At 62.5% G+C, this 21,485-nt stretch carries 20 protein-coding genes and 1 tRNA gene; 12 read left to right on the top strand and 9 right to left on the bottom strand.

The window, feature by feature from the left end; all coding sequences use genetic code 11:
• Positions 1 to 27 precede the first annotated feature (27 nt).
• Entirely contained in the window at positions 28 to 2,619 is a 2,592-nt protein-coding gene (locus B9A12_RS00780) for a hybrid sensor histidine kinase/response regulator (protein WP_084055640.1), read from the top strand.
• Positions 2,620 to 2,671: 52 nt separating this feature from the next.
• Here the strand turns inward: B9A12_RS00780 and B9A12_RS00775 are convergent, their stop codons facing one another.
• From B9A12_RS00775 to B9A12_RS00760, 4 genes are all read right to left on the bottom strand, one after another.
• Positions 2,672 to 3,628, bottom strand: a complete 957-nt coding sequence (locus B9A12_RS00775; RefSeq protein ID WP_084055639.1) for a universal stress protein — start codon at positions 3,626 to 3,628, stop codon at positions 2,672 to 2,674.
• A gap of 272 nt (positions 3,629 to 3,900) precedes the next feature.
• A complete protein-coding gene (locus B9A12_RS00770) occupies positions 3,901 to 4,356 on the bottom strand; it encodes a universal stress protein (protein WP_084055638.1) in 456 nt (151 codons plus the stop codon).
• A gap of 325 nt (positions 4,357 to 4,681) precedes the next feature.
• Positions 4,682 to 5,599, bottom strand: coding sequence for a sulfite exporter TauE/SafE family protein (locus tag B9A12_RS00765; protein WP_084055637.1), 918 nt, complete (start codon positions 5,597 to 5,599; stop codon positions 4,682 to 4,684).
• Between the two features lie 291 nt (positions 5,600 to 5,890).
• Entirely contained in the window at positions 5,891 to 6,937 is a 1,047-nt protein-coding gene (locus tag B9A12_RS00760; protein WP_084055636.1) for an LOG family protein, read from the bottom strand.
• 488 nt (positions 6,938 to 7,425) lie between these two features.
• Here B9A12_RS00760 and hisB point away from each other — a divergent pair, with 488 nt between their 5' ends.
• From hisB to B9A12_RS00735, 5 genes are all read left to right on the top strand, one after another.
• Positions 7,426 to 8,022 carry an imidazoleglycerol-phosphate dehydratase HisB gene (gene hisB, locus B9A12_RS00755; protein WP_084055635.1) on the top strand — a complete coding sequence of 199 codons (597 nt, stop codon included), beginning with the start codon at positions 7,426 to 7,428 and terminating at the stop codon, positions 8,020 to 8,022.
• Positions 8,023 to 8,275: 253 nt separating this feature from the next.
• The gene (locus tag B9A12_RS00750) at positions 8,276 to 8,476 is read left to right on the top strand and encodes a cold-shock protein (RefSeq protein WP_084055634.1); all 201 of its coding nucleotides are present in this window, start codon (positions 8,276 to 8,278) and stop codon (positions 8,474 to 8,476) included.
• A gap of 204 nt (positions 8,477 to 8,680) precedes the next feature.
• Positions 8,681 to 8,881, top strand: coding sequence for a cold-shock protein (locus B9A12_RS00745; RefSeq protein ID WP_084055633.1), 201 nt, complete (start codon positions 8,681 to 8,683; stop codon positions 8,879 to 8,881).
• A gap of 203 nt (positions 8,882 to 9,084) precedes the next feature.
• Entirely contained in the window at positions 9,085 to 10,293 is a 1,209-nt protein-coding gene (locus tag B9A12_RS00740; protein ID WP_212636776.1) for a DEAD/DEAH box helicase, read from the top strand.
• Between the two features lie 71 nt (positions 10,294 to 10,364).
• Positions 10,365 to 10,441 (top strand) — tRNA-Met (locus B9A12_RS00735).
• 442 nt (positions 10,442 to 10,883) lie between these two features.
• Here the strand turns inward: B9A12_RS00735 and B9A12_RS00730 are convergent.
• Together B9A12_RS00730 and B9A12_RS00725 are read right to left on the bottom strand one after the other, a co-directional pair.
• Positions 10,884 to 11,615: an HPP family protein gene (locus B9A12_RS00730; protein WP_084055632.1), complete on the bottom strand. Its 732-nt coding sequence runs from the start codon at positions 11,613 to 11,615 to the stop codon at positions 10,884 to 10,886.
• On the bottom strand, positions 11,605 to 12,591 hold the full coding sequence (locus B9A12_RS00725) for an HDOD domain-containing protein (RefSeq protein WP_084055631.1): 987 nt from the start codon (positions 12,589 to 12,591) through the stop codon (positions 11,605 to 11,607). Before B9A12_RS00725 ends, B9A12_RS00730 begins: the two co-directional genes overlap by 11 nt.
• 269 nt (positions 12,592 to 12,860) lie before the next feature.
• Between B9A12_RS00725 and B9A12_RS00720 the strand changes: the two genes are divergently transcribed.
• The 5 genes from B9A12_RS00720 to B9A12_RS00700 all read left to right on the top strand — a co-directional run bounded on the left by B9A12_RS00720 (position 12,861) and on the right by B9A12_RS00700 (position 18,415).
• Complete coding sequence (locus tag B9A12_RS00720) at positions 12,861 to 13,850, top strand: ABC transporter ATP-binding protein (RefSeq protein ID WP_084055630.1); 990 nt, start codon at positions 12,861 to 12,863, stop codon at positions 13,848 to 13,850.
• A 15-nt stretch (positions 13,851 to 13,865) separates the two neighbouring features.
• Positions 13,866 to 14,831, top strand: a complete 966-nt coding sequence (locus tag B9A12_RS00715) for an ABC transporter ATP-binding protein (RefSeq protein WP_084055629.1) — start codon at positions 13,866 to 13,868, stop codon at positions 14,829 to 14,831.
• Positions 14,832 to 14,938: 107 nt separating this feature from the next.
• Positions 14,939 to 16,471, top strand: coding sequence for an ABC transporter substrate-binding protein (locus B9A12_RS00710; RefSeq protein ID WP_084055628.1), 1,533 nt, complete (start codon positions 14,939 to 14,941; stop codon positions 16,469 to 16,471).
• A gap of 104 nt (positions 16,472 to 16,575) precedes the next feature.
• Positions 16,576 to 17,541 (top strand): ABC transporter permease, encoded by a 966-nt coding sequence (locus B9A12_RS00705; RefSeq protein ID WP_084055627.1) that lies wholly within the window; start codon positions 16,576 to 16,578, stop codon positions 17,539 to 17,541.
• Positions 17,534 to 18,415, top strand: a complete 882-nt coding sequence (locus B9A12_RS00700; protein ID WP_084055626.1) for an ABC transporter permease — start codon at positions 17,534 to 17,536, stop codon at positions 18,413 to 18,415. The genes B9A12_RS00705 and B9A12_RS00700 overlap by 8 nt, the downstream gene beginning before the upstream one ends.
• Before the next feature lie 215 nt (positions 18,416 to 18,630).
• On the opposite strand, the gene B9A12_RS00695 is transcribed toward B9A12_RS00700, so the two are convergent.
• Positions 18,631 to 18,885, bottom strand: a complete 255-nt coding sequence (locus tag B9A12_RS00695; RefSeq protein WP_084055625.1) for a hypothetical protein — start codon at positions 18,883 to 18,885, stop codon at positions 18,631 to 18,633.
• On the bottom strand, positions 18,875 to 20,068 hold the full coding sequence (locus B9A12_RS00690; protein WP_084055624.1) for an ArsA family ATPase: 1,194 nt from the start codon (positions 20,066 to 20,068) through the stop codon (positions 18,875 to 18,877). Before B9A12_RS00690 ends, B9A12_RS00695 begins: the two co-directional genes overlap by 11 nt.
• 143 nt (positions 20,069 to 20,211) lie before the next feature.
• Between B9A12_RS00690 and B9A12_RS16840 the strand changes: the two genes are divergently transcribed.
• A complete protein-coding gene (locus B9A12_RS16840) occupies positions 20,212 to 20,388 on the top strand; it encodes a hypothetical protein (protein ID WP_170920225.1) in 177 nt (58 codons plus the stop codon).
• A gap of 96 nt (positions 20,389 to 20,484) precedes the next feature.
• Here the strand turns inward: B9A12_RS16840 and B9A12_RS00685 are convergent, their stop codons facing one another.
• Complete coding sequence (locus B9A12_RS00685; RefSeq protein ID WP_170920246.1) at positions 20,485 to 21,390, bottom strand: DUF1269 domain-containing protein; 906 nt, start codon at positions 21,388 to 21,390, stop codon at positions 20,485 to 20,487.
• Between the last annotated feature and the right edge of the window lie 95 nt (positions 21,391 to 21,485).

Here is a 21,485-nt window from a genome sequence, read left to right as displayed (position 1 = left end):
GAGATCCAGTTGGGAGGTCCCCTGCCCATGCATACCCGAAAGCCGGTTCCCGCTCACCACGCCCACACCCTCAATGCAGCGTCCTACAAGAATCTGGTGGAAAAGATCCCCGCCATCGTCTACCAGGAACGCCTGGAAGGCGCCCGGCAAGTTTTCTACGTCAGCCCCCAGGCGGATTCCTTCCTGTCCTGCCGCTTGGCGGAATCGTCCGCCGGCGGAGATTTCCTGGAAGAATGCATCCATCCGGACGATCTGGACCGGGTTCTAGAGATCCGGCACCGGGCCCGCCGGGAAGGGCGCCCCATTCGGTGCGAATACCGGTTGGTGGGCACCGACGGGCGGAGTCGATGGTTTTGGGACGAGGCCTCGGTGTCCCGGGAACCGGACGGATCCTCCAGCTTTCATGGCGTCCTGTTTGATATTACGGAACGAAAGGCTGCGGAAGAAGCCCTCCTGAAAAGGGATGCGATCCTGGAGGCCGTGGCCTTCGCGGCCCAACACTTTCTGCGCAGCTCCCTTTCGAGCGTCTCCATGGAATCCATTTTGCGGAAGTTGGGGGAAGCCACCGCCGTCAGCCGCGTCTACATCTTTCAGAACCACCTGGACGAGGAAGGAAGATTTCTCACCAGCCAGCGGTACGAGTGGGCCGCGCCGGGCATTGAGCCGCAGATCCACAACCCGGATCTCCAGAATTTTCCCTGGCACGCGGGAGGCTTCTCGCGGTGGGTACAGCTCATGGAAAAGGGGGAACCGGTCTTCGGGCGGATCTGCGATTTTCCGCCCTCGGAACAGCCCATCCTCCAGGCCCAGGGGATCCTCTCCCTGGTCGTGACGCCCATCTTCGTCCACAACGATTGGTGGGGGTTCATCGGCTTCGACGACTGCGTTCGGGAGCGGGCTTGGGACCGAGCGGAAATCGAAGCCCTCCAGATCGCCGCAGACATGCTGGGGGCCATGATCGCCCGCCATCACCTGGATAAGGAAATCTTCGAAGCCCGCCATGCCTTGGAGCAGCGGGTCCGACAGCAGACGCAGGAACTAACCGAAGCCAACCGCAGGCTCTTGGAAGAACTACGGGAACGCAAGCGCGCCGAAGCGCGTCTGAAAACTTCGGAGCGGCACTACCGGGAACTCTATGAAAGGAGCCTGGACGGCTACGCCCGGTTGGATTTCCAGCAGAAGATCCTCCAATGCAACACTCCCTTTGCCAGGATGCTGGGCTACGACCGCCCGGAAGAGGTGGTGGGCCTTTCCTGCCGGGACCTGACGCCCGAGCGCTGGCGCGACGTGATGGAGCGCACCCTCCGGGAGCAGGTCCTGGAACGGGGGTTTTCCGATCTTTTCGAAAAGCAGCTTCGCCGAAAGGACGGAACCCTTTTGGACGTGGAGGTACGTCTTTACCTCCACCAGGACGAGCAGGGGCGTCCGGATTCCATCTGGAGCTCAATGCGCGATATCTCGGAGCGCAAAGCGGCGGAATCCGAGCGCATGAAGGCCCAGAAGCTGGAGTCCCTCGGCGTATTGGCCGGCGGCATCGCTCATGATTTCAACAACATCCTCACCGGCATCCTGGGCTATGTGTCCTTGATCAGACAGGCATCGGCCGTGGGAGCTCCCATCGAGAGCCGTTTGGAAGAGCTGGAACGGGGCTGCCTTCGGGCCCAGGATCTCACCCGTCAACTGCTCACCTTTTCCAAAGGCGGCAGCCCGGTGAAAACCACAGGCAGTCTTTCGGACGTGATCCGGGAATCCGCCGTCTTCACCCTGCGCGGAACGGCCACGGAATGCGAATTCTCAGCGGACGAGAACCTTTGGATGACGGAATTCGACGCGGGCCAGATGGCACAGGTGGTGCAAAACCTGGTTTTGAACGCCCACCAAGCCATGGATGAAGGGGGCGTGGTGCGCCTCTGTCTGAGCAACCAAGAGATCAAGCGACCGGGTCCCCTGCCCCTTGCTCCGGGCCGCTACGTGTGCCTTTCGGTCAGGGACACGGGCTGTGGGATTCCCCAAGAGCAGCTGGAATCCATCTTCGATCCCTATTTCTCCACCAAGCCCCAGGGAAGCGGCCTCGGGTTGGCCACCGCCTATTCCATCGTGAAAAAACACGGGGGACACCTGGCGGTTCAGTCCGCTGTGGGACAGGGAACAACCTTCACGGTCTATCTTCCGGTGGCGGAAGCCCGGGAGCACGAGGATCCGGGCCCTTCGTCACCCTCTGTTCCCGCCGGTTCCGGCCGGATCCTCGTCATGGACGACGACCCCGTGGTGCGGGATGTGCTCTCGCAGATGTTGGAACATCTGGGATTCACCTGCGACACGTCGTGTCACGGCCAGGAAGCAGTGGATCTTTACCGAAAGGCCCTGGCTTCGGGCTACCCCTACGACGCCGTCATCCTGGATCTGACCATTCCCGGCGGCATGGGCGGTCGGCGCACCTTGCAAAAGCTCCGGGAATTGGACCCCGATGTGCGCGCCCTCGTCTCCAGCGGCTATTCCAGCGACCCCATCATGGCCCGGCCCCACGAATTCGGTTTCTACGGCGTGGTGGCCAAGCCCTACCGCCTGGAAGACCTGGCCCGGGAACTGCAAAGGGTGCTTTCCGAACGCACCGGGTGAGTACCCATCCCGGTGGCGGCCGAGGCCCTGGGTGGGCCGGTTCCAACGGGTCTCAACTCACCACCCACACGGTGCGGTCCCTGGCCAGCTGGACCACCTTGTTGCTCACCCGGCCCATGAAAAATTCCTCCACGCGGCTCAGACCGCGCCGACCCACCACCACGGTTTCATAGCCGCCGAGCCGGGCTGCTTGCACGATGGCAACCGCCCGGCTGGTGGCACCCGTGATCACTTTGGTCTCGATCAGATGCCGGGGCAGCCCTTCCGCTTCCAGGATCGTGGAGGCCCTCTCGAAGACGGCATCCATTCGGGCCACCGCGCGTTCCATCTCCGCTTCCGTTTGCTTCCGCCAATCCCTTTGTGCCTCGGGAGAGAAAGATTTTAGAATCTCTCGGGACTCCGGGCCCATCCCGCGCAGGACGTGAACCAGCAGTACCCGGCGCGGTTTCGGCCCCACGAGAGAAGCCGTGAAATTGACGGCTTGCAGGGCCGCGTCGGAGGCGTCCAAGGCCACCACAACGCCGTCGGGGCTCCCGGCCTCCCCCACGATCCAGAGGGGCACCTCCACCACCCGGCCCAGCAGCTTGGTGGCCACACTTCCCAGAATCAGGTCCTTGACGTCGCTCACGCCGCGCCGTCCCACCACCACCGCGTCATAGCCCTGATGGGCCTCCAAGGCCAGGTCCCGGGAAATGCCCACCTCCCGGCGCCGGACCACGACCCGCACGGATTCATCCGGCACCCCCGCCTGCCTCAGGGACGCGGTGGCCGCCTCCATGAAGTCCTCCACCGCCTGTTTCTGCGCCGCTTCCCAAGCGGCCACCGGGGCCAGGCGGCCCCGGAACGCCGGGCTTTTCTCCAGATCCCAGAAACTTTCCGGAATCGGAGAACTCACGTGAAACAAAACGATCTCCAGCATCCCGGGATCCACCATCCGGATCACATACTGAACCACCAGGTGGGACCATGGGGACCCGTCCACCGCTGCCAAAATCCGCTTCTTTTCCATCCCCGCCCCTCCTTGGCAAAGCACATTCCTCGTCCTCACAGGCCCCTTCCAATCCCGGTTTGGAGCCAAGTGGGAAAAAAGCCGGAACCCGTCATCCGCGATCCTCGGCAAGAGACGCGTGCAGAGTCCGCATCCAGGGAGCACGATTCAGGGGGACCACGGCTGCCATGGGCGATCGCAGGCATCCCACTGGGAAGGAAAGGGAACGGGGAAAGAAAGCACCTGGAGAGCCTCTGGGAAACCTGCCGGAGCCCAGAAAGATGAAACGCCGATCACGCCTCGCTGTTCGCCTCTTTGTAGGGATTAACGGTCAGCACCGGGATGGACGCCCCCTTGACCACCCGTTCCGCCACGCTGCCGAAGATGACCCGTTCCAGCCCCTTGCGGCCGTGGGTTCCCATGATGATGAGATCCACCTGGGAACCGTCTGCGTATCGCAGGATCTCTTCCGCCGGGTCCCCCGAAACCACTCGGGACACCACGTCCACCCCCTCAAGCTCTTCCGTCACAAACTCGTCCAGCTTTTTTTCGGCTCCCTCCAGGATTTCCGATTCAAACTTTCTGATGGAGGGACGGGGGACATAAAGGCTTCCCAGATGTTCGAAGACCCGGGCCACAAAGAGCACGTGCACCTGGGCGTCAAACCGGGAGGCCATCTCTCGCACCACGGGAACGACTTGGGGAGATACATCCGATAAATCCACTGGAAAAAGGATTTTCTTGAACATGGCTGATCCTCCTCTCTCATCTTTCAAAGCCGTTGATAAAGTCGCTCTCTGTGATCCACAGTCCGTGGCGCACGGCCGGTGATGACTCCCCCGGCAAGAGCGCCGGCGGTTCCGCCCATTGACGGCCCTGAACCATAGCGATCCCGCCTCTCCGGAACGGGATCGATCCCATGGGAGGATATCTTTTTTAATTATAGCCTACCGTCTGCGGCCAAGTAGAGGTGAATTTCCCAGCGTCCGGATGGAGCCGCCGGGTTGAGGCGGAGAAGAGACCGGCAGGAACTCCGCACGGCGCCATGGCTTCCGGCCGGCACACCGCCTATTGTCAACCGCTCACAAGAGGGTACAGATAGCGGAACGCCACAAAAATCACCGCAGCGGCCAAGATGATCTTGATGACCAGGGCGGGCACAAATTGTTGGAGCCGCGCTCCCAGGTAGATACCCAACAGTCCCCCCGCGCCGAAAAGGCTCCCCAGAAGCCAGTCGGGCGATGTGCTCCCCTGGGTGCCGAAGGTGGGGCCGAAGGCATAGAAAAGGGCCGCCACCACGGAGGTGCACCAGGTGGAAAAGAGGGTGGCGCCCGAAACCACATACGGGGGAAGATTGAGTACCGATATGATGAAAGGAGCCATGAGCGCTCCGCCCCCGATGCCGTAAGCCCCCCCGATCACCCCCACGGCCAGGGAGATGACGGCCAGGGGGACCGTGGGGTAACTGTAGGTCTGTTCTCCAAAGACAACGGTTCCGCGTGTGAGGGAGATCGTCCCACCGGTGATCCGCCCGGACGGCGGGGCCTTGGGCGCGGTGTTTCCGTCTCTGGCTTCCTGGCAGGCGCTCCATAGAGTCCGCAGGCCCAAGTAGGCCAGGACCACCCCCACAAAGATTTTGAACCGTCCCGGCTGGGGCAGATAGACAAGACGGATGTAGTAGCCCAGGAAGACGCCCGGCAGGGTGCTTCCCATGAGGAGCCAGAAAAGGGGCCAGCAAAGCCTGCCCGATCGGATATGGCGCAGCACCCCCACGGGGATGGAGACGATGTTATAGACGAAGTTGGTGGCACTCACCCCCGGCGCCGTGTAACCGAGCACACTCATCTGGAACGGCAGGAGTATAAAGGCCCCCGACACGCCGCCCAGGGACGTGAGCGAAGAGATGCAGAGCATGACCAGAGGGGGGAGAAACCAGTAGGTCTCCACTCCTGAGACCGTGAAATGCCATCTGAGCCAGTCCAACGCTTCCATGGAACGTCCTTTCCCGGCGGAGGAGAGATCCTGGCATCAAGAGAGAATGTGAGCCACCATGGGACCTTCCGGTGCATTCCCTTTTGGTTTTTGGATCAGCACTTTGGCACAGGGGCCTCGCGCGGTCAAGCCAGCCATCCTCCATCCGCCCCCGGGGACCTGTCCGATCATGGCCTTTCGGTGTTTGGGGTGATTTCCAACGCGTTGAAATACCACGGCACCTGGTGGCTCCCATAGCACTTTCCGATCGCCTCCACAGGGGCGGGTTCGGAACCCGCCCCCCTTCTCGCCTCAGGCGCCGTTGACGGCGTCGATGAGCTGACGAAGCCGACCGAAATCCCTGCGATTGAAATCCACCAAGAGCCGCGGCAAGTGCATCACCTCGGGCTCATCCGCCTCCTCTTCCAGTGCCTTCCCAGCCCGGATGGACCCGCCGGGCACGAGGATGTGGGAAAACTCCCGGTTCCATTGATCCACGGCCGAGGCGGGCACCGGATCCGTCAGGCGCACCACCAGAACGTTCCCCACATACCGCAGGCTGTGGTAACGCCGATAAAAGTCCCGGATATAGGCCACGGCCGCCTCGGGCGACGTCACCCGGTGGAAGAGATGGAAGTCGGAGTCGCTGATGAGGCTTCGTTCCAGCAGGTTTTCCTTGAGAAAGTGCATCCACCGGAGCCAGTAGTCGCCCTCGGGCGGATCGATGAGCACCAGGGGCATGGGATTGCGTTTGCCCGTCTGCAGCAGGGTCAGGGCCTCCATGGCCTCGTCCAGGGTTCCAAAGCCTCCCGGAAAGAGCGCCACCGCGTCCGCTTCCTTCAAGAAGGCCACCTTCCGGTTGAAGAAGTATTTGTAGTGGATCACCCGCGGGCTGTTTGCCAGGACGGGATTGGGGGACTGCTCAAAGGGGAGACGAATGGTGACGCCGAAGGAATGCTCGGGCCCGGCCCCTTCGTTGACCGCCTGCATGATGCCGGGGCCGCCGCCGGTGATCACCATGAATCCGGCCTGGGCCAGAAGGCGGCCGAAGGCGGCGGCCATCTGGTACGCCGGCTCCTCGGGAGTGGTTCGGGCCGAACCGAACACCGTCACCTTCCGAACCCCGCGGTAGGGGCCGAAGACCTTGGCCGTAAAGCGCATCTCCTTCAAGGTGGTGTTCATGACCTTGAGGTCCAGGGCCGAAGCGCTCTCCTGTCCGGCCTTCAGGGCCGCCAGGATGATCTGGCGCACCCAGGTGGACTCATGGATGCCCCCCACGGCCTCCATCAGGTCTCGGATCTTTTCGTCCACACCCGGGTTGGGCTCTGTGAAAGACAACCGAAGTGGTTCCCGATTCATTGACTTGTCACCTCCATCTGCGTGGCATGCCGCTTGGCAATGCCGTTCTGGGCAACGGCTCATTGGACCGGATCCGGGCACCGGCTTTCCGTATACCCCGTGGAAAGGTTACGTGCCATGGGTTGATGTGAAAATGAGATGGAGGCACCGGGCGTGAGGTCCGAAGCGCGGTTTCCACGTGCTCGGCCAACCCTTCCCCACCCTGCGCGGGCGCCGATCTGGATCCGTCGCCGGTTGGGCGCACCGGAATGAGCGTTTCGGGTGGAGCCGACCGAGCCCACGGCCGCTGTGCTTCCGGGATGCGTTCCCGTCCAATTTACTGTAGGATACGGGAAATGCAAGTGGGGCCAAGGTGAGCCTGGAGAACCCTGGAGATGGAGAATCTTCAGGCAATGGATCGGGGTGTTCCGCTCCCGCGCGGGATCCACCCGCTGGATCGCCCCATGGATGGAGCAGGCCCTGCGCGACGGTCATGAAAAGGAGACGGAATGAGCGAAGGAAAGCGAAGCGCCTTTATCGAGCGGAAGACGAAGGAGACGGCCATCGCCGTGCAGTTGGACCTGGACGGGAGCGGATCGGCGGAGGTGAACACCGGCATCGCCTTTTTCGACCACATGCTCACCCTGTTCGCCGTCCACGGCTTTTTCGATCTCACCATCCGAGCCCAGGGGGATCTGGACGTGGACGGCCATCACACCGTGGAGGATGTGGGCATCTGCCTGGGGCAGGCCTTCAGCCGGGCGCTGGGGGATCGGGCCGGGATCCGACGCTACGGCCAGGCGTCCGTTCCCATGGACGAAGCCCTGGCCCAGGCGGTGGTGGATCTGCCCAACCGCCCCTATTTGGTCCTCCAGACCCCCGCCCTGGTGGAACGGGTGGGGGCCTTCGAAACGGAGCTGCTGCCCGAATTCTTCCGGGCCTTCTGCGTGCACGCGGGCGCCACGTTGCACCTCCATGTGCCCTATGGGGACAACACCCACCACATGCTGGAAGCGGTGTTCAAGGCTTGCGGGCGGGCGCTGGACCAGGCCACTTCGGTGGATCCCAGACGCACGGGAGTTCCCAGTTCCAAGGGGATACTGTGACGGTTCCACCATTTTAGACGTGATAGCGGATGGTTACTCAAGATTCAGCCGGGTGCCGGAAAACTTTTTTGGGCGAAAACGCATTTTCCCCTTGCTATCGGGCCGGAATGCCGTTAGCTTTGCGTCACCTCAAGCAGGCCCGTTTCAAGAAAACCGGCACCGTTTCCACTGCAGGACCAGTTCGATCGTCGAAGTGACATCCTCCAGTAGTTGAAACACTTGAGAAAATCCAAAACGACAGGAGAATGTCGCTATGAACAATGGTACTGTGAAGTGGTTTAACGATCAAAAGGGTTTCGGTTTTATCGAGCAGGATAATGGTCCGGACGTCTTCGTCCACCATTCCGCTATCAACGCCGACGGCTTCCGATCTCTCAACGAAGGCGACCTGGTCAGCTTTGACATCCAGCAAAGCCCCAAGGGTCCGGCGGCCGCCAACGTGACCGTCCTGTAGGACCCTGGGACGGGGGCGCGGGACAAAACATTCCTCGCCCTCTTGCCATGGGGCCTCAAGGCCATTAGCTTTTCAACATCTCAAGTTACGCCGTTTCAAGAAAACCGGCACCGTTTCCACTGCAGGACCAGTTCGATCGTCGAAGTGACATCCTCCAGTAGTTGAAACACTTGAGAAAATCCAAAACGACAGGAGAATGTCGCTATGAACAATGGTACTGTGAAGTGGTTTAACGATCAAAAGGGTTTCGGCTTTATCGAGCAGGACAATGGTCCGGACGTCTTCGTCCACCATTCCGCTATCAACGCCGACGGCTTCCGCTCTCTCAACGAAGGCGACCGGGTCAGCTTTGACATCCAGCAAAGCCCCAAGGGTCCGGCGGCCGCCAACGTGACCGTTCTGTAAGACGCCTTTCGGATCGCCACGGCGCCCCCCGCTTCCCGCGGGGGGCGTTTTTTTGCGCGATCCCCTCCGGACGCGCGCATCCGCATCCCGCCCAAGAAGAACCTGCCCACTTGGTGGATTCTTCCGCCCTCCGCCCTCCTTCGGGCCTCCAGGACGCACCCCGCGGGATCAACCGCGAATTCAACCTTTATAAAGGATTACTATTGAGTCATTTTAAGGACTTCCAGCTGAATTCCGTTTTTCAAAAGAACCTTGAGCGATTGGGCTTTGTCACGCCCACCCCCATTCAGGCCCAGGCCCTTCCGGACGCCTTGCAAGGTCGCGATCTCATCGGCCTGGCCCAGACCGGCACGGGAAAGACGGCGGCCTTCGGCCTGCCCCTATTGCAGAAGCTCCTCAAGGGGCCCCGCGGCACCCTGCGGGGCCTCATCCTGGCTCCCACCCGGGAGCTGGCGGAACAGACCCGCACCATCCTGGAACAGCTGGGCCGAAACACGCGGCTTCGGGTCATCAGCCTGTACGGAGGCGTGGGGATCCAACCCCAGATCGCGGCGCTCCGGCGCGGGGTGGACATCGCCGTCTGCTGTCCCGGCCGTCTGCTGGATCATGTGGACCGGGGCACCGTGGACCTGCGCTCCGTGGAGGTCCTGGTGCTGGATGAAGCGGACCGCATGTTCGACATGGGGTTCCTGCCCGACATCCGAAAGATCGTGGAACATCTTCCCGTGCAGCGCCAGACCCTGCTCTTTTCCGCCACCATGCCGTCGGCCATGCGGACCCTGGGCAAGACGATCATGCGCGAGCCCCGGACGATCCAGGTGGGCGCCACGGCTCCCGTGGAATCGATCACCCACACCTTCTACCCCGTGGGCCCTTCCCGCAAAGGCGCCCTCCTCAAGGACATCCTGGGCCGTCTGGACCGGGGCCGTGTGATCGTCTTCACGCGCACCAAGCACCGGTCCACCTCACTGGCCAAGCAGTTGGCCAACGCCGGCCATCGGGCCGTGGCCCTCAATGGGGACATGACCCAGGGCAAGCGCCAGCGCGCCCTGGACGGCTTCCACCGCGGCCGCTACCGGGTTCTGGTGGCCACCGACGTGGCCGCCCGGGGAATCGACGTGAGCAAGGTGTCTCACGTGATCAACTTCGACGTTCCGGACACGGTGGATGCCTATATTCACCGGGTGGGCCGCACGGGCCGCGTCTGCGAAACCGGCGAGGCCTACACCTTCGTCTGCGCCGAAGACCGCTTCATGGAATCGGCCCTCAAGCGGACCCTGGGCAAACACCTGAGTTACTGTATCCTGGAAGACTACTGCCCGCCTCGGCATCAGAAGCCCGCCGCCGGGCACTTCCGACCCGCCCGCCGCACCAGGCGGCCGTCCGGGCGAACCGCCCGCGCCTGGAACTGAGAAGACGCAAAAAGCCCATCCTTGCCCCTTGACTTCCCCGACCTGATGGGCTAATAAACAGTGCTCGTTGGCGCGGGGTGGAGCAGTTAGGTAGCTCGTCGGGCTCATAACCCGAAGGTCGGAGGTTCAAATCCTCCCCCCGCTACCAGAAAGCAAAGGACGCAGCCCAAAGGCTCGCGTCCTTTTTTGTTTGGGATTTGAAAATTCGTCGCATCCCAAAGACTATAGGTAAGATGGTGAAGCTGTCGCCGCCGATCCCGATCGTACTCCTTTTCCCCGAGGCACTCGCCTCGGAAAGCATGTTGGGCCTGCTCCACTAAAAAGATTGAGACCAAAGTCTGCCAAGAAAAGAAAAATGGGCCTGAGGCGGGCACTCCTCAGCAGCTCCGGGCAGAGAATTGCCGCGTCGCCTTTCGGTATAGCACAAAGATAGTGGTTGGTAGGGATTGAGACTCGGGCTTTTGCGCCCGAGTTCGGGCGATGTGGTACCCATTGAATACTGAGCCGGATGGGCCAGAGACTGTGCCGGCCGTCTCCACAAGCAGGACCGGGCCTGGGGCTCTTGCGGCGGCAGCAGGCACCGCAGCCTGTCAGGACCCGCGCCGTTCCGTGATCATGGTGGCGGCCAGTTCCTGCCAGTAGCCGGTGCCGGCGGAGGGGATGCCGGCCAGCACCCCGTAGCTTCGCACCAGTCGGGGATCCGCCCGCCACAGCGGATAGGGAAGTCCTCCCAGCACCCGGTTGAAGAAGACCGCGTTGGCCGTGAGCAACACCACCGCACAGATGAAGCCGATGATTTGCGCAGGGTTCGACACGTAGCCCATGGCGGCGATCAGGGCCGAAGCCGCTGCCGGCGGGTGCACGCAGTCCAGAGCGAGCATCACCGCCACGGAGGCCCCCAGGGACAGCACCACGGAAGCCAACCACATGGTGCGAAAGGCTTCCGGGGAGGCCGACACGGAACCGAGGCCGGTCCATTCCACGGCCCGCAGGATCCCCACGCCGCAGAGCACGGACAGGCTGTGGGAGAGCAGGACGTTGCGGGGACAGGCCCGGTCGGACATGGGGGTGTGGAACAGGACGAAGGCCGACGGCCCCAAGGGAGGGAAGAGAAACGGCAGACGCACCGCGTAGGCGCCCAGGGTGAGGATGACCAGGGAGGTCACGGCCGCAGATCCCACGAAGAGGCCCAGCACCAGGCCCATGTGGGCCGTGGTGCGCAACACCATGCGAAGCTGGAACCGAGCGAAAAAGGCCACCAACCGGAACAGTCGTCCCGATTGAGGACCGGCGGGCGCCACACGGAAGTTTCTAGCACGCATGCCCCACCTCCTCCACCGCCTCCTGCGCCGTCTCCAGGGCCTGGAAGTAGGGCTCCGCGCCCCGGACCTGCAACCCGAAAAGGCCCATGAGGGCATGAAACGAATCCTTCACCTCTTCCAGTCGGGCGGCCAGGGTGGCAGGATCCAGGCCGAGGCGCCGGCATGCGGACTCCCGAAAGGCCCGAATCCTTTCCGGATCCGTCTTGAGAAGGCTCGGCGCCAAGGCCGCCACCGCCAGGGGAAGAGCCACCGTCTCCTGGAGCTCGTAGCGCTCCAGATCGTCCAGATCCAGGTTGTGGGCCCCGATATAGCAGACCAGTTCCTCGGGAAATTCCCAGTATTGCACGATCCAGGCCCCCGCCTGGGCGTGGTCCCAGCCGAAATGGCCCCGTTCCAGGGCCGAAAGCCGCACGGAGGCCTCCCCCCATCGGCTCACGATGGGCCGATAGTAGTCCCCCCAGACGGTGAGCAGCACCGGCAGGGCCACGTGGGCCAGCAGGCCCGCCGTGAAGGCGTCCTCCGCGCTGCCCTGGAAACGCTTGGCACACAGGGCTCGGGCCAAGAGGGCGTGCAGAAGCGAGTCGGCCCAGAAGGCCTCTTCGTCGAAGAGCGAATCCCGGGGGGAGGGCAGCGCCGACATGGTGGCATAGGCCAGGGCCAGGCTCCGGATGTTTCGGATTCCCAGGAAGGTGACCGCCTGGCGAACGTTGGTCACGGGTCTTTGCAGGCCGTAGAGCGGTGAATTGACCGTCTGGATGACCTTGGCCGCAAGGCCCGTGGTGGAAGAGATGAGCTCCGCCAGCACGTCGAAGTCGGGTTCGGGCTTGTTGGCCTCCGCCACCAACCGGGACACGGCCGCCGGAAGCGGCGGGATCTCCACCTTTTGGAACATGGCGGCGAAGTTTCCCGTGGCCACCGCCGCATGACGCCGCAATTTCGCAAAAAGGCCCATGGTCTCCCTCGTCTCTTGCTGCATGCCATTTCGGGCGGCCTCCCCGTTCCACCGAACCGGGGCGCCTCCAGGTGGGCGGGCGAAAGCGCCGGACCCTTCACAAGGAACTATCGGAAAAGAAAGATGAAAACTTGAACGGAACGGGCAACAATTCCTCCGCCCCCAGGATTCCCCCCGCACGCCCAGGCCTCCCTCCCGCCGCAAAGGCTCCCGCGGGTGGTCGCGCCTTGTGATTGGGGCCCATGGATGGTATAAATTTTACTTACGCATCCCAACCCGCACTGGGAAAGACCATGCAGCACAGCGCGCACCTTTTGGACATTCAGCATCTCAAGACCCATTTTGCCACCTTCGAGGGGGTGGCGCGCGCCGTGGACGACGTCTCCTTTCATCTGGACCGCGGGGAAGTGCTGGGGGTCGTGGGAGAGAGCGGCTGCGGCAAAAGCGTGACCGCCCAATCCATCATGCGCCTCATCCCCGAGCCGCCCGGAAAGATCGTGGGCGGGCACATCTGGTTCGACGGCATGGACCTGACCACCCTGGATCCGGCGGCCATGCGGCGGATTCGAGGGGACCGCATCGCCATGATCTTCCAGGAACCCATGACCTCCCTCAATCCCGTCTACACCATCGGGGACCAGATCGCCGAGATGTTTGAGCTCCATCGCGGCATGAAGCGCCGCGAGGCCTGGCAGCAGGCCGTGGCCATGCTGGAAAAGGTGCAGATTCCCGCCCCGCATAAGCGCGCGGGCGAATATCCCCATCAGCTTTCGGGCGGCATGCGCCAGCGCGCCATGATCGCCATGGCCCTGGCCTGCGACCCGGAGATCCTCATCGCCGACGAGCCCACCACGGCCCTGGATGTGACCGTGCAGGCCCAGATCCTGGACCTCATGCTCCAACTCAAAGAAGACTTCCAGACCGCGGTCATGATGATCACCCACGATCTGGGCGTCATCGCCGAGGTCGCCCAGCGGGTGGTGGTGATGTATGCGGGCAAGGTGGTGGAGCAGGCCCCCACCCTGGCGCTCTTTGAAGACCCCAAACACCCCTACACCCGGGGACTGCTCCGATCCATCCCCAAGCTGGGAGAACGCTCCCGGCAGGGACGCCGGCACCTGGAAGAGATCCCCGGCATGGTGCCGGGACTGCTGGAACTGCCGCCCGGCTGCCGGTTCGAGCCCCGCTGTTCCCATGCCACGGCGGTTTGCCGTGAACGCGAACCGGAACTGCTGGATCTTGGATCGAACCGTCTGGTGCGCTGCCATCTGTACGGGTCCTGACCGTCGAGGAACGCTGTGAAGACATTGCTCCAGGTCGATGGCTTGAAGGTTCACTTTCCCATCAAAAGGGGCGTCTTGGGCCGCACGGTGGGTTATGTTTACGCGGTGGACGACGTTTCTTTCACCCTGCGCCAAGGAGAAACCCTCGGGCTTGTGGGCGAAAGCGGCTGCGGCAAGACGACCACCGGGCTGGGCGTGCTTCGGCTGATCCCCACCACGTCGGGGCGCATCCTCTACAACGGCCAGGACATCACCCGGCTGAAGGCCCAGGAGCTGCGCCGGTTGCGCCGCGAGATGCAGATCGTCTTCCAGGACCCCTATTCGTCGCTCAACCCGCGCATGACCGTGAACCAGATCCTGGCGGATCCCCTGGACACCTTCGGGCTCTACCGGGGACGCGAGCGCAGCGAACGCATCGCTTTTCTGCTGGAAAAGGTGGGGCTGTCCCCCGAACACGGCCGCCGCTATCCCCACGAATTCTCCGGCGGTCAACGGCAACGCATCGGCATCGCCCGCGCCCTGGCCCTGGACCCCAAGATCGTCATCGGAGATGAGCCGGTGTCCGCCCTGGACGTGTCGATCCAGGCCCAGATCATCAATCTGCTTCTGGACCTGCAGCGCGAATTCGGGCTTTCCTACATCCTGATCGCCCACGATCTGGCCGTGGTGGAATACATTTGCGACCGGGTGGCGGTCATGTACCTGGGAAAGATCGTGGAAATGGGCACCTACGAACAGATCTACAACGACCCCAAGCACCCCTACACGGAAGCGCTGCTTTCCGCCGTGCCCGTTCCGAATCCCAAGGCCACCCGCCACAGGATCCTGCTCCAGGGCGATGTGCCCAGTCCCATCCATCCACCGGCGGGCTGCCATTTTCATCCGCGCTGCCCCAAGCGCCTGGACATCTGCGACAAGGAGCGCCCGCCACTCAAGACTTTGGCCGGCGATCATCAGGTCCGGTGTTTTCTCCACAGCTGAGCACCTGATGATCCCTGCGGGGGGTGAGGCCGCGGTCGGGGCCATGGGGGGCCGATCGCGGCAAGACACATAGGGTCAACTTTCAACGAAAGAAAGGGGGAGCAGCGATGAAGAGCAAGATGGCGATGCTTTTGGTCGGCCTCATGACGCTGGGGCTTCTGGCGGCGGCGCCGGCCGCGGCGGAAACCTCGCTGGTGGCGGCGGTGGACACGCCGCCGCGCATGATGAACCCGCACGGAGACGACTCCGATGCCGGCCTGTCCTTCATGGCCAATTTCTTCGACGGCCTCTTGCAGCGCAAGGGCCCGGACGGCAAGTTGATGCCGGCCCTGGCGGAGCGGTGGGAGCATCCGGATCTCTTGACCTGGCGGTTCTACCTGCGCAAGGGGGTCACCTTTCACAACGGCAACCCCTTCACCGCTCAAGACGTGAAGTTCACCTTCGAACGGCTGAAAAACCCGGAAGTGTCCGAATTTTTGAACACGGGCAAGTCCATCGATTCCATCCGCATCCTCGATGACTACACCGTGGAGATCAAAACCAAGAAGCCCATCCCCTGGTTCGCCAACAACCTGCACCAGATCTTCATCATGGACAAAGAATCCACCGAGAAGCGCGACCCGGGCGACGTCATGATCCATCCCATCGGCACCGGCGCCTACAAGCTGGTGGAATGGGTCAAGGGCTCTTACGTACGCATGGAGGCCAACGAAAACTACTGGGAAGGGGCCCCCGCCATCAAGAAGGTGGAGGTGCGTCCCATCACGGAGGCTTCCACCCGTTTCGCCGCGCTGGTCTCCGGCCAGGCGGACATCATGACCGGCGTCCCGGTGGAGCTCTTCGACAAGATCCAGGCCAACCCCAAGCTGCAAGTCATCAGCCGCCCGGCCCGCCGGTCCATCTTCCTGGCTCTGGGCAACAAGCCGGGGGATCCCTGGTCCGACATTCGCGTGCGTAAGGCCATGTACATGGCCATCAACGAGGATGAGATCATCCAGAAGGTGATGCGCGGCCACGCCACCCCGGCGGCCCAGATCCCCGATCCTCCCACCATCGGCTACAACGCCGCCATCCAGCGCCTGCCCTACGATCCGGAAGGCGCCAAGAAGCTGCTCAAAGAAGCAGGCTACGAGAACGGCTTTGAAATCACCTTGACCGGTCCCAACGACCGGTACGTCCAGGACGAAAAGATCGCCGAGGCGGTGGCCAAGTACCTGGCCAAGGTGGGGATCAAGGTCAAACTGGACGTGAAACCCAAATCCATCTTCTTCCCGGAGGTGGCCGAAGGGAAGCTCCAGTTCTACCTGATCGGCTGGTTCGACGGGACCTTCGACATGGGCCGCACCTACTTCAAGCTGGCTCACACCCGCGATGACGCCGCGGGCTTCGGCGGCCTGAACGGCGCCTCCTACAGCGATCCCAAGCTGGACCAGATGCTCGAGGCCACCGCCGATATGGTGGACCCGGCTCAGCGCAAGAAGGCCCTGGAAGAGCTCAACCGGTACGCCATGGAAGAAAAGATCGTCTGGATCCCACTCCATTACCAGGAAGACCTGTACGCCATGCAAAAGGGCAAAGGCATCGTCTTCCAGCCTCGTCCGGACCGTTGGATAGTGTACAAGGAAATCGGTGTGAAGTAGGGCTTTTTTCAGCCGGTGGATCCCCGAAAGCCCCCGCGGTAGGGCGGCCGCGCCGCCCCGCCCGGGGCACCGGCACACCACACCCGAAACCGTGAAAGCGATCTATGACCACTTACATCCTCAGACGCTTGGTTCAAGGCGTGGTCGTTTTGCTGGCCGTCTCCATGATCTGTTTCATCATCTTTCGCTACCTGGGCGATCCGGTCCTGACCATGGCCGGAAAGTACGCAACCCAGCAGGAGATCCAAGAGGTGCGGCGCGCCTTCGGCCTGGATCAACCCACCTACGTGCAGTACGGGCGCTTCATCTGGAACGCGCTGCACGGCAACTTCGGCAAGTCCTACGTGAGCCGGGTGCCGGCCCTGGGGCTCATCCTGGAACGCTTTCCGGCCACCTTCGAGCTGGCCTGCGCGGCCATGCTCATTGCCCTGACCCTGGGCATCGGCCTGGGGGTCGCCGTGAGCCTCAACCCCTCCTCCTGGCCCAGTCGCCTCATCATGGCCGGATCTCTCGGCGGCATCTCGGTGCCCACCTTCCTCACCGGCGTGCTGCTCATCATGATCTTCGCCGTCTACATCGGCATTCTGCCGCCCTTCGGCCGCGGAGAAACGGTGCAGATCGGCTTCTGGCGCACCGGCTTGCTCACCGCCGACGGCCTCCGACATCTGGTGCTTCCCGCCACCACCCTGGCCATGTATCAGCTGGCGGTGCTGCTGCGGCTCACCCGAGCCGGCATGCGCGAGGTGCTGGCGGAAGAATACATCAAGACCGCCTGGGCCAAGGGGCTGCCGCCGGGCAAGGTGATCGTCAAGCACGCCCTGCGCAATGTGCTGATCCCCGTGGTCACCATGGCGGGCCTTCAGTTCGGAGAGCTCATCGCCTTTTCCATCGTCACTGAGACCATCTTCCAGTGGCCCGGCATGGGCAACCTGCTGCTCCAGTCCATCTATGAGACGGACCAGCCGGTGATCGTCACCTACATCATGCTGGCGGCGTTTCTCATCATCACCATCAACATGGTGGTGGATATCCTTTATGCCGTCTTGAATCCCAAGATACGCTATGACTAAACCGCGCACCCGATCCAAGATGTTGCACAGTTTTCTGCACGATCCGCCCGCCGTGGCCGGCAGCGTGATCCTGCTTCTGTTTATCGTGGCGGCCTTGGGCGCCCCCTGGATCACCCCGCAAAATCCCTATGATCTGGAGCAGGTCAGCCTGGAACACTTCCTCAAGCCGCCCATCTGGATGGAGGGAGGGCAGGCCCCGTTCGTGCTGGGCACCGACGACCAGGGCCGGGACATCTTGAGCACCATCATCTACGGCTGTCGCACGTCGCTCATCGTGGGCTTCAGCGTGGTGCTCATCGCCGGCACCTTCGGTGTGCTCATGGGCCTTGTGGCCGGCTACTACGGCGGTTGGATCGATGCGCTGGCCATGCGCCTGGCGGACACGGTCTTTTCCTTTTCCACCACGCTCCTGGCCATCCTCTTGCTGGGCGTCTTCAAAAAGACCGGCCTGGGCACGGTGATCGCCGCCATCTCCATCGCCGACTGGGTGCGCTACGCGCGCACCATGCGCGGCAGCGTGCTGGAGGTCAAAGAAGAAGCCTATGTGATGGCCGCCAAGGCCACGGGAGCCCGGGATTTTCGGCTGCTGGCACGCCACGTCCTGCCCAACGCCATCCCGCCCATCCTGGTGGTGGTGGCCGTGGACCTGGCCGTGGTCATCATGTTGGAAGCCACCCTGAGCTTTCTGGGGGTGGGCGTGCCGCTGACTGAGCCCAGCCTGGGCATGATGATCTCCATCGGCAAGAACTACATCTACGCCGGCATGTGGTGGATGGTGGTCTTCCCCGGCGCCGCCCTCATCCTGCTGGTGGTGGGCATCAACCTGTTCGCCGACTGGCTGCGGGAGGAGCTCAACCCCAAGATCGGGCGCTGAGAGGCCGTGTGAAAAGGCTGGGAAGGAAGGCATTTGTCCCCCCGCAGCCCTGCAAGGCCTTCGGGCCAGTGTCCGGGCGTCGTGGGGCCATCCGATTCCGCCTCACGGGATGGCGATGGCTTCTTTCCACGGGCCGGAAGCCCGGCGGCCACACAGGTCATGGCAATTCGTTCGGTCGCTTGATCCGGAAAGCCTTTTTCGAACCGGCTTCCCGTCTATTCCACCTGGATCTTGGTGGCCTTCTTTTCCTTCCCGCCCGATTTCTTCTTTTCCAGGTGATCGATGCGCTCGTCGATCAGGCTGCGCATGGCCCGCAGCACCTCGATGCGCGCATTGGTCCAATGGTCCCAAAAGGGACCGCCACGGTGCTTGGCCCCGCCCAGGGCATCCATCATGCGGCACATGGGGCAGTGGCACCGAGGGCTTTCGGAATGCTCCGATCCTTTCTTTTGCTCTTCATCAGGGCCCATGATCCCCTCCGAAAGTGATGGTCAAGGTGTCCTCCTCCAGCCGCGCCTTCTCCGGCTCGAGCCTGGCGAAGGCGCGGGGCAGCACCAGTTTTTTCTTGAAGGCTCCCATGCGGATGATCAGTTCGTCGCCCACCTTGGTGAGCTGGATCTCGTGGCGACTGACAAAGGGAAAATGGATGTGCACCCTGGGGCGCCCGTCTTCGTAGGCGTAGCTCACGGGCTGGTGCCGATAGAGGGCGTGGTGAGGCGGGGTGTCGCCGTAGATGGCCCGGGCGAGCGCTTTCAGGCGCTCGTAGCCCAGCGTTTCCCGCTCGTAGTAGGGCGCCTGCAACACGGGAAGGGGTTGAAAGGCTGCGGTCACCAATTGCAGGTTGGATCGCTGCTGCTCGACCCAGGACTTGACAAAGGGATCGTCGGATTCCTGGTGGAGCACTCGATTGACCATGATGGCGTCGATGTTCAACTGGTGCAGAGAAAAGAACATGAAGCTTCTCTGGGTCTCCCGGATGACCATCTTTTCCAGATTGGTCACCAGCCGAACGGAGGTGGTCCGGGAATCGCTCAGGAGGGTGTCCACACCGCGCAGCCGATGGAAGAGCCGTTGGATGGATTCAAAGTAGGCGTCTTCGGGAAGGGGAACGTCCGAGACGCGCCGGACCATCGGGCGCGCCACGCGGAAAAGGGTCCGTTCCATGCGGAAGATCTTTTCCATGTACCATTCCAGGGCCTTGGGGACGCTCACAAAGCGGATGGATTCCGCCGTGGGGGCACAGTCCAGGATTAGAACGTCGTAGGCCCGGTCCCGGGCATAGCGGTTCACGTGGAGAAGCGCGCTCACCTCCTCCATGCCGGGCAGGATGGCCAATTCTTCCGCCAGCACCTGGTCCAGCCCGGAAACGTTGAGCAACAGACTCAGATATTGATGCACCTCCCCCCAATGCTTTTCGATCTCCTCATGCACGTCCAGTTCCTGGATCCATAGCCGATCGGCCACGGCCACCGGCCGGCCCCGATTCACGTCCATGAGGCGCTTGTCCAGATCGAAGGCATCGCTCAGGCTGTGGGCGGGATCCAGGGACATGACCAGGGTCTTGAGCCCCCTTTCCGCCAGAAGGATCCCGGTTCCCGCGGCCACACTGGTCTTGCCCACACCGCCTTTGCCGGCAAAGAGAAGAATGCGCATCGCTCCGTCCATACCCCTTGAGACCTGGTATTTGACTGGTCTTTTCTGAGCATTGTCCCCTGGCGGGCGGGTCGTTGCCTTTTTCTCAGTTCAGCTGTTCCAAGAAAGTCCTTATTGCCAACCCTTCAAACAGGAGAAGCATCATGAGCGATGTGAATGAACCCAAAAGCCGTCAGCAGTTCGTCTGGGTCAAGGACCGCGCCGGGAACGAATTCATCTGCCCTGCCAACGCCCTGAAAGATGCCAAGAACGCCGATCCAGAAGAGCTCAAAAATTGCGTCGACGACGCCTCCTCCCCCCAGCCTTTCGCGGGAGGTTGATCCCTGGTACAGCCCCGGGAATAAGGAAGGGCTCCGCCTCGCAGGGGCGAGCCCCCTTCCCCGCCGCTTTCTCCCAATGGACCGTCGTGGGAGACCTCACCCGTCGCCTTCGCCCTCCAGGACCTGGCGGAGCCGCTCTTCTCCCCGGCGGCTCAAAGACGTGGTCAGCACCGTCACCCCCACCTGCTTCAGATCCCTTCCCAGAAGATCCACCTTGAGATGCTGGGCCACCACCAACAGCGCCCAGGTGCCGGGAAGCACCGTGCAGGCCAGCTCCCTGATGAAATCGTCCTCCAGGCCCACGTGGCTCAGGGGAAACGCCTCTTCGCCCACCGCGGCCCCCGCCACGGTGCCGATGGCAGCCCCCAAAAGCGGGTGGAGAAAGAGCGCCCCCAACAGGAATCCGGCCACCCCTCCGGCGGCCGCCTCGCGGATGCCGACATGCTGCACGTGTTCTATTTTCAGCTCTCCCGAATCCCCCCGCCGGAGCACCACCAAAGATTCCAGTTCCAGGGCCTTTTGCCGATGCAGGGCCACCAATCGTTCCCGCACATCCTGGATCGCCTTTTCTGATCGGGCCCCAAGCACGAAAAGATGGGTTCTGTGGGTGCGTTCCCACAGGGCTCGTGCGAGCTGATGGGCCAGCCATTGCCGGAAGTGCGGCGCCTCCGGACTCTGTTTGCCCAGCGAATCCACCCGATGGACGCTGTCGTCGTTGACGTCCAGGGCTATGTAGACGTCGATCTCTTCCCCGATCTTTTCCATGAGCTTCTTTCCCCCGTAGCCGACCACAATCCAGTGGTGGGGAAAGTCCGGGAAAAGGGACCGGAAGGTCTGGGTGGTTCCGATGGCGAAATCGGCGTTCCCCAGGCCCGGGATCCAACCGGGTTCGGTGAGGGGATCGGAAGAAAGATGGCTGTTGTGGTGTTGGAGCAGCGCCTCGTAGCAGGCGGAAATCCGAATGCCCAATTCCTCATGAAAACGTTTGGCCAGGTCCGTCATTTTCCGTCTCCGTTGATCCCTTTTCAATCCCCATTGTCCATTGCTTCCTGCCTCGCCCAGGTCCTCTTTCAAATGATACCCTGGATGCCGCCTTC

Source organism: Desulfacinum hydrothermale DSM 13146, assembly GCF_900176285.1.
Taxonomy (GTDB): Bacteria; Desulfobacterota; Syntrophobacteria; order Syntrophobacterales; family DSM-9756; genus Desulfacinum; species Desulfacinum hydrothermale.
This window is presented reverse-complemented; position numbering and strand designations above follow the sequence as displayed.

Bases quoted from the DNA above. Each gene is read 5' to 3' on its own strand.
- B9A12_RS00725 (WP_084055631.1), bottom strand. From the start codon at position 12,591: ATGCAGCAAGAGACGAGGGAGACCATGGGCCTTTTTGCGAAATTGCGG.
- B9A12_RS00700 (WP_084055626.1), top strand. From the start codon at position 17,534: ATGACTAAACCGCGCACCCGATCCAAGATGTTGCACAGTTTTCTGCAC.
- B9A12_RS00765 (WP_084055637.1), bottom strand. From the start codon at position 5,599: ATGGAAGCGTTGGACTGGCTCAGATGGCATTTCACGGTCTCAGGAGTG.
- B9A12_RS00730 (WP_084055632.1), bottom strand. From the start codon at position 11,615: ATGCGTGCTAGAAACTTCCGTGTGGCGCCCGCCGGTCCTCAATCGGGA.
- B9A12_RS00695 (WP_084055625.1), bottom strand. From the start codon at position 18,885: ATGGGCCCTGATGAAGAGCAAAAGAAAGGATCGGAGCATTCCGAAAGC.
- B9A12_RS00770 (WP_084055638.1), bottom strand. From the start codon at position 4,356: ATGTTCAAGAAAATCCTTTTTCCAGTGGATTTATCGGATGTATCTCCC.
- B9A12_RS00780 (WP_084055640.1), top strand. From the start codon at position 28: ATGCATACCCGAAAGCCGGTTCCCGCTCACCACGCCCACACCCTCAAT.
- B9A12_RS00685 (WP_170920246.1), bottom strand. From the start codon at position 21,390: ATGACGGACCTGGCCAAACGTTTTCATGAGGAATTGGGCATTCGGATT.
- B9A12_RS00750 (WP_084055634.1), top strand. From the start codon at position 8,276: ATGAACAATGGTACTGTGAAGTGGTTTAACGATCAAAAGGGTTTCGGT.
- B9A12_RS00705 (WP_084055627.1), top strand. From the start codon at position 16,576: ATGACCACTTACATCCTCAGACGCTTGGTTCAAGGCGTGGTCGTTTTG.
- B9A12_RS00720 (WP_084055630.1), top strand. From the start codon at position 12,861: ATGCAGCACAGCGCGCACCTTTTGGACATTCAGCATCTCAAGACCCAT.
- B9A12_RS00745 (WP_084055633.1), top strand. From the start codon at position 8,681: ATGAACAATGGTACTGTGAAGTGGTTTAACGATCAAAAGGGTTTCGGC.
- B9A12_RS00690 (WP_084055624.1), bottom strand. From the start codon at position 20,068: ATGCGCATTCTTCTCTTTGCCGGCAAAGGCGGTGTGGGCAAGACCAGT.
- B9A12_RS16840 (WP_170920225.1), top strand. From the start codon at position 20,212: ATGAGCGATGTGAATGAACCCAAAAGCCGTCAGCAGTTCGTCTGGGTC.
- hisB (WP_084055635.1), top strand. From the start codon at position 7,426: ATGAGCGAAGGAAAGCGAAGCGCCTTTATCGAGCGGAAGACGAAGGAG.
- B9A12_RS00760 (WP_084055636.1), bottom strand. From the start codon at position 6,937: ATGAATCGGGAACCACTTCGGTTGTCTTTCACAGAGCCCAACCCGGGT.
- B9A12_RS00775 (WP_084055639.1), bottom strand. From the start codon at position 3,628: ATGGAAAAGAAGCGGATTTTGGCAGCGGTGGACGGGTCCCCATGGTCC.
- B9A12_RS00710 (WP_084055628.1), top strand. From the start codon at position 14,939: ATGAAGAGCAAGATGGCGATGCTTTTGGTCGGCCTCATGACGCTGGGG.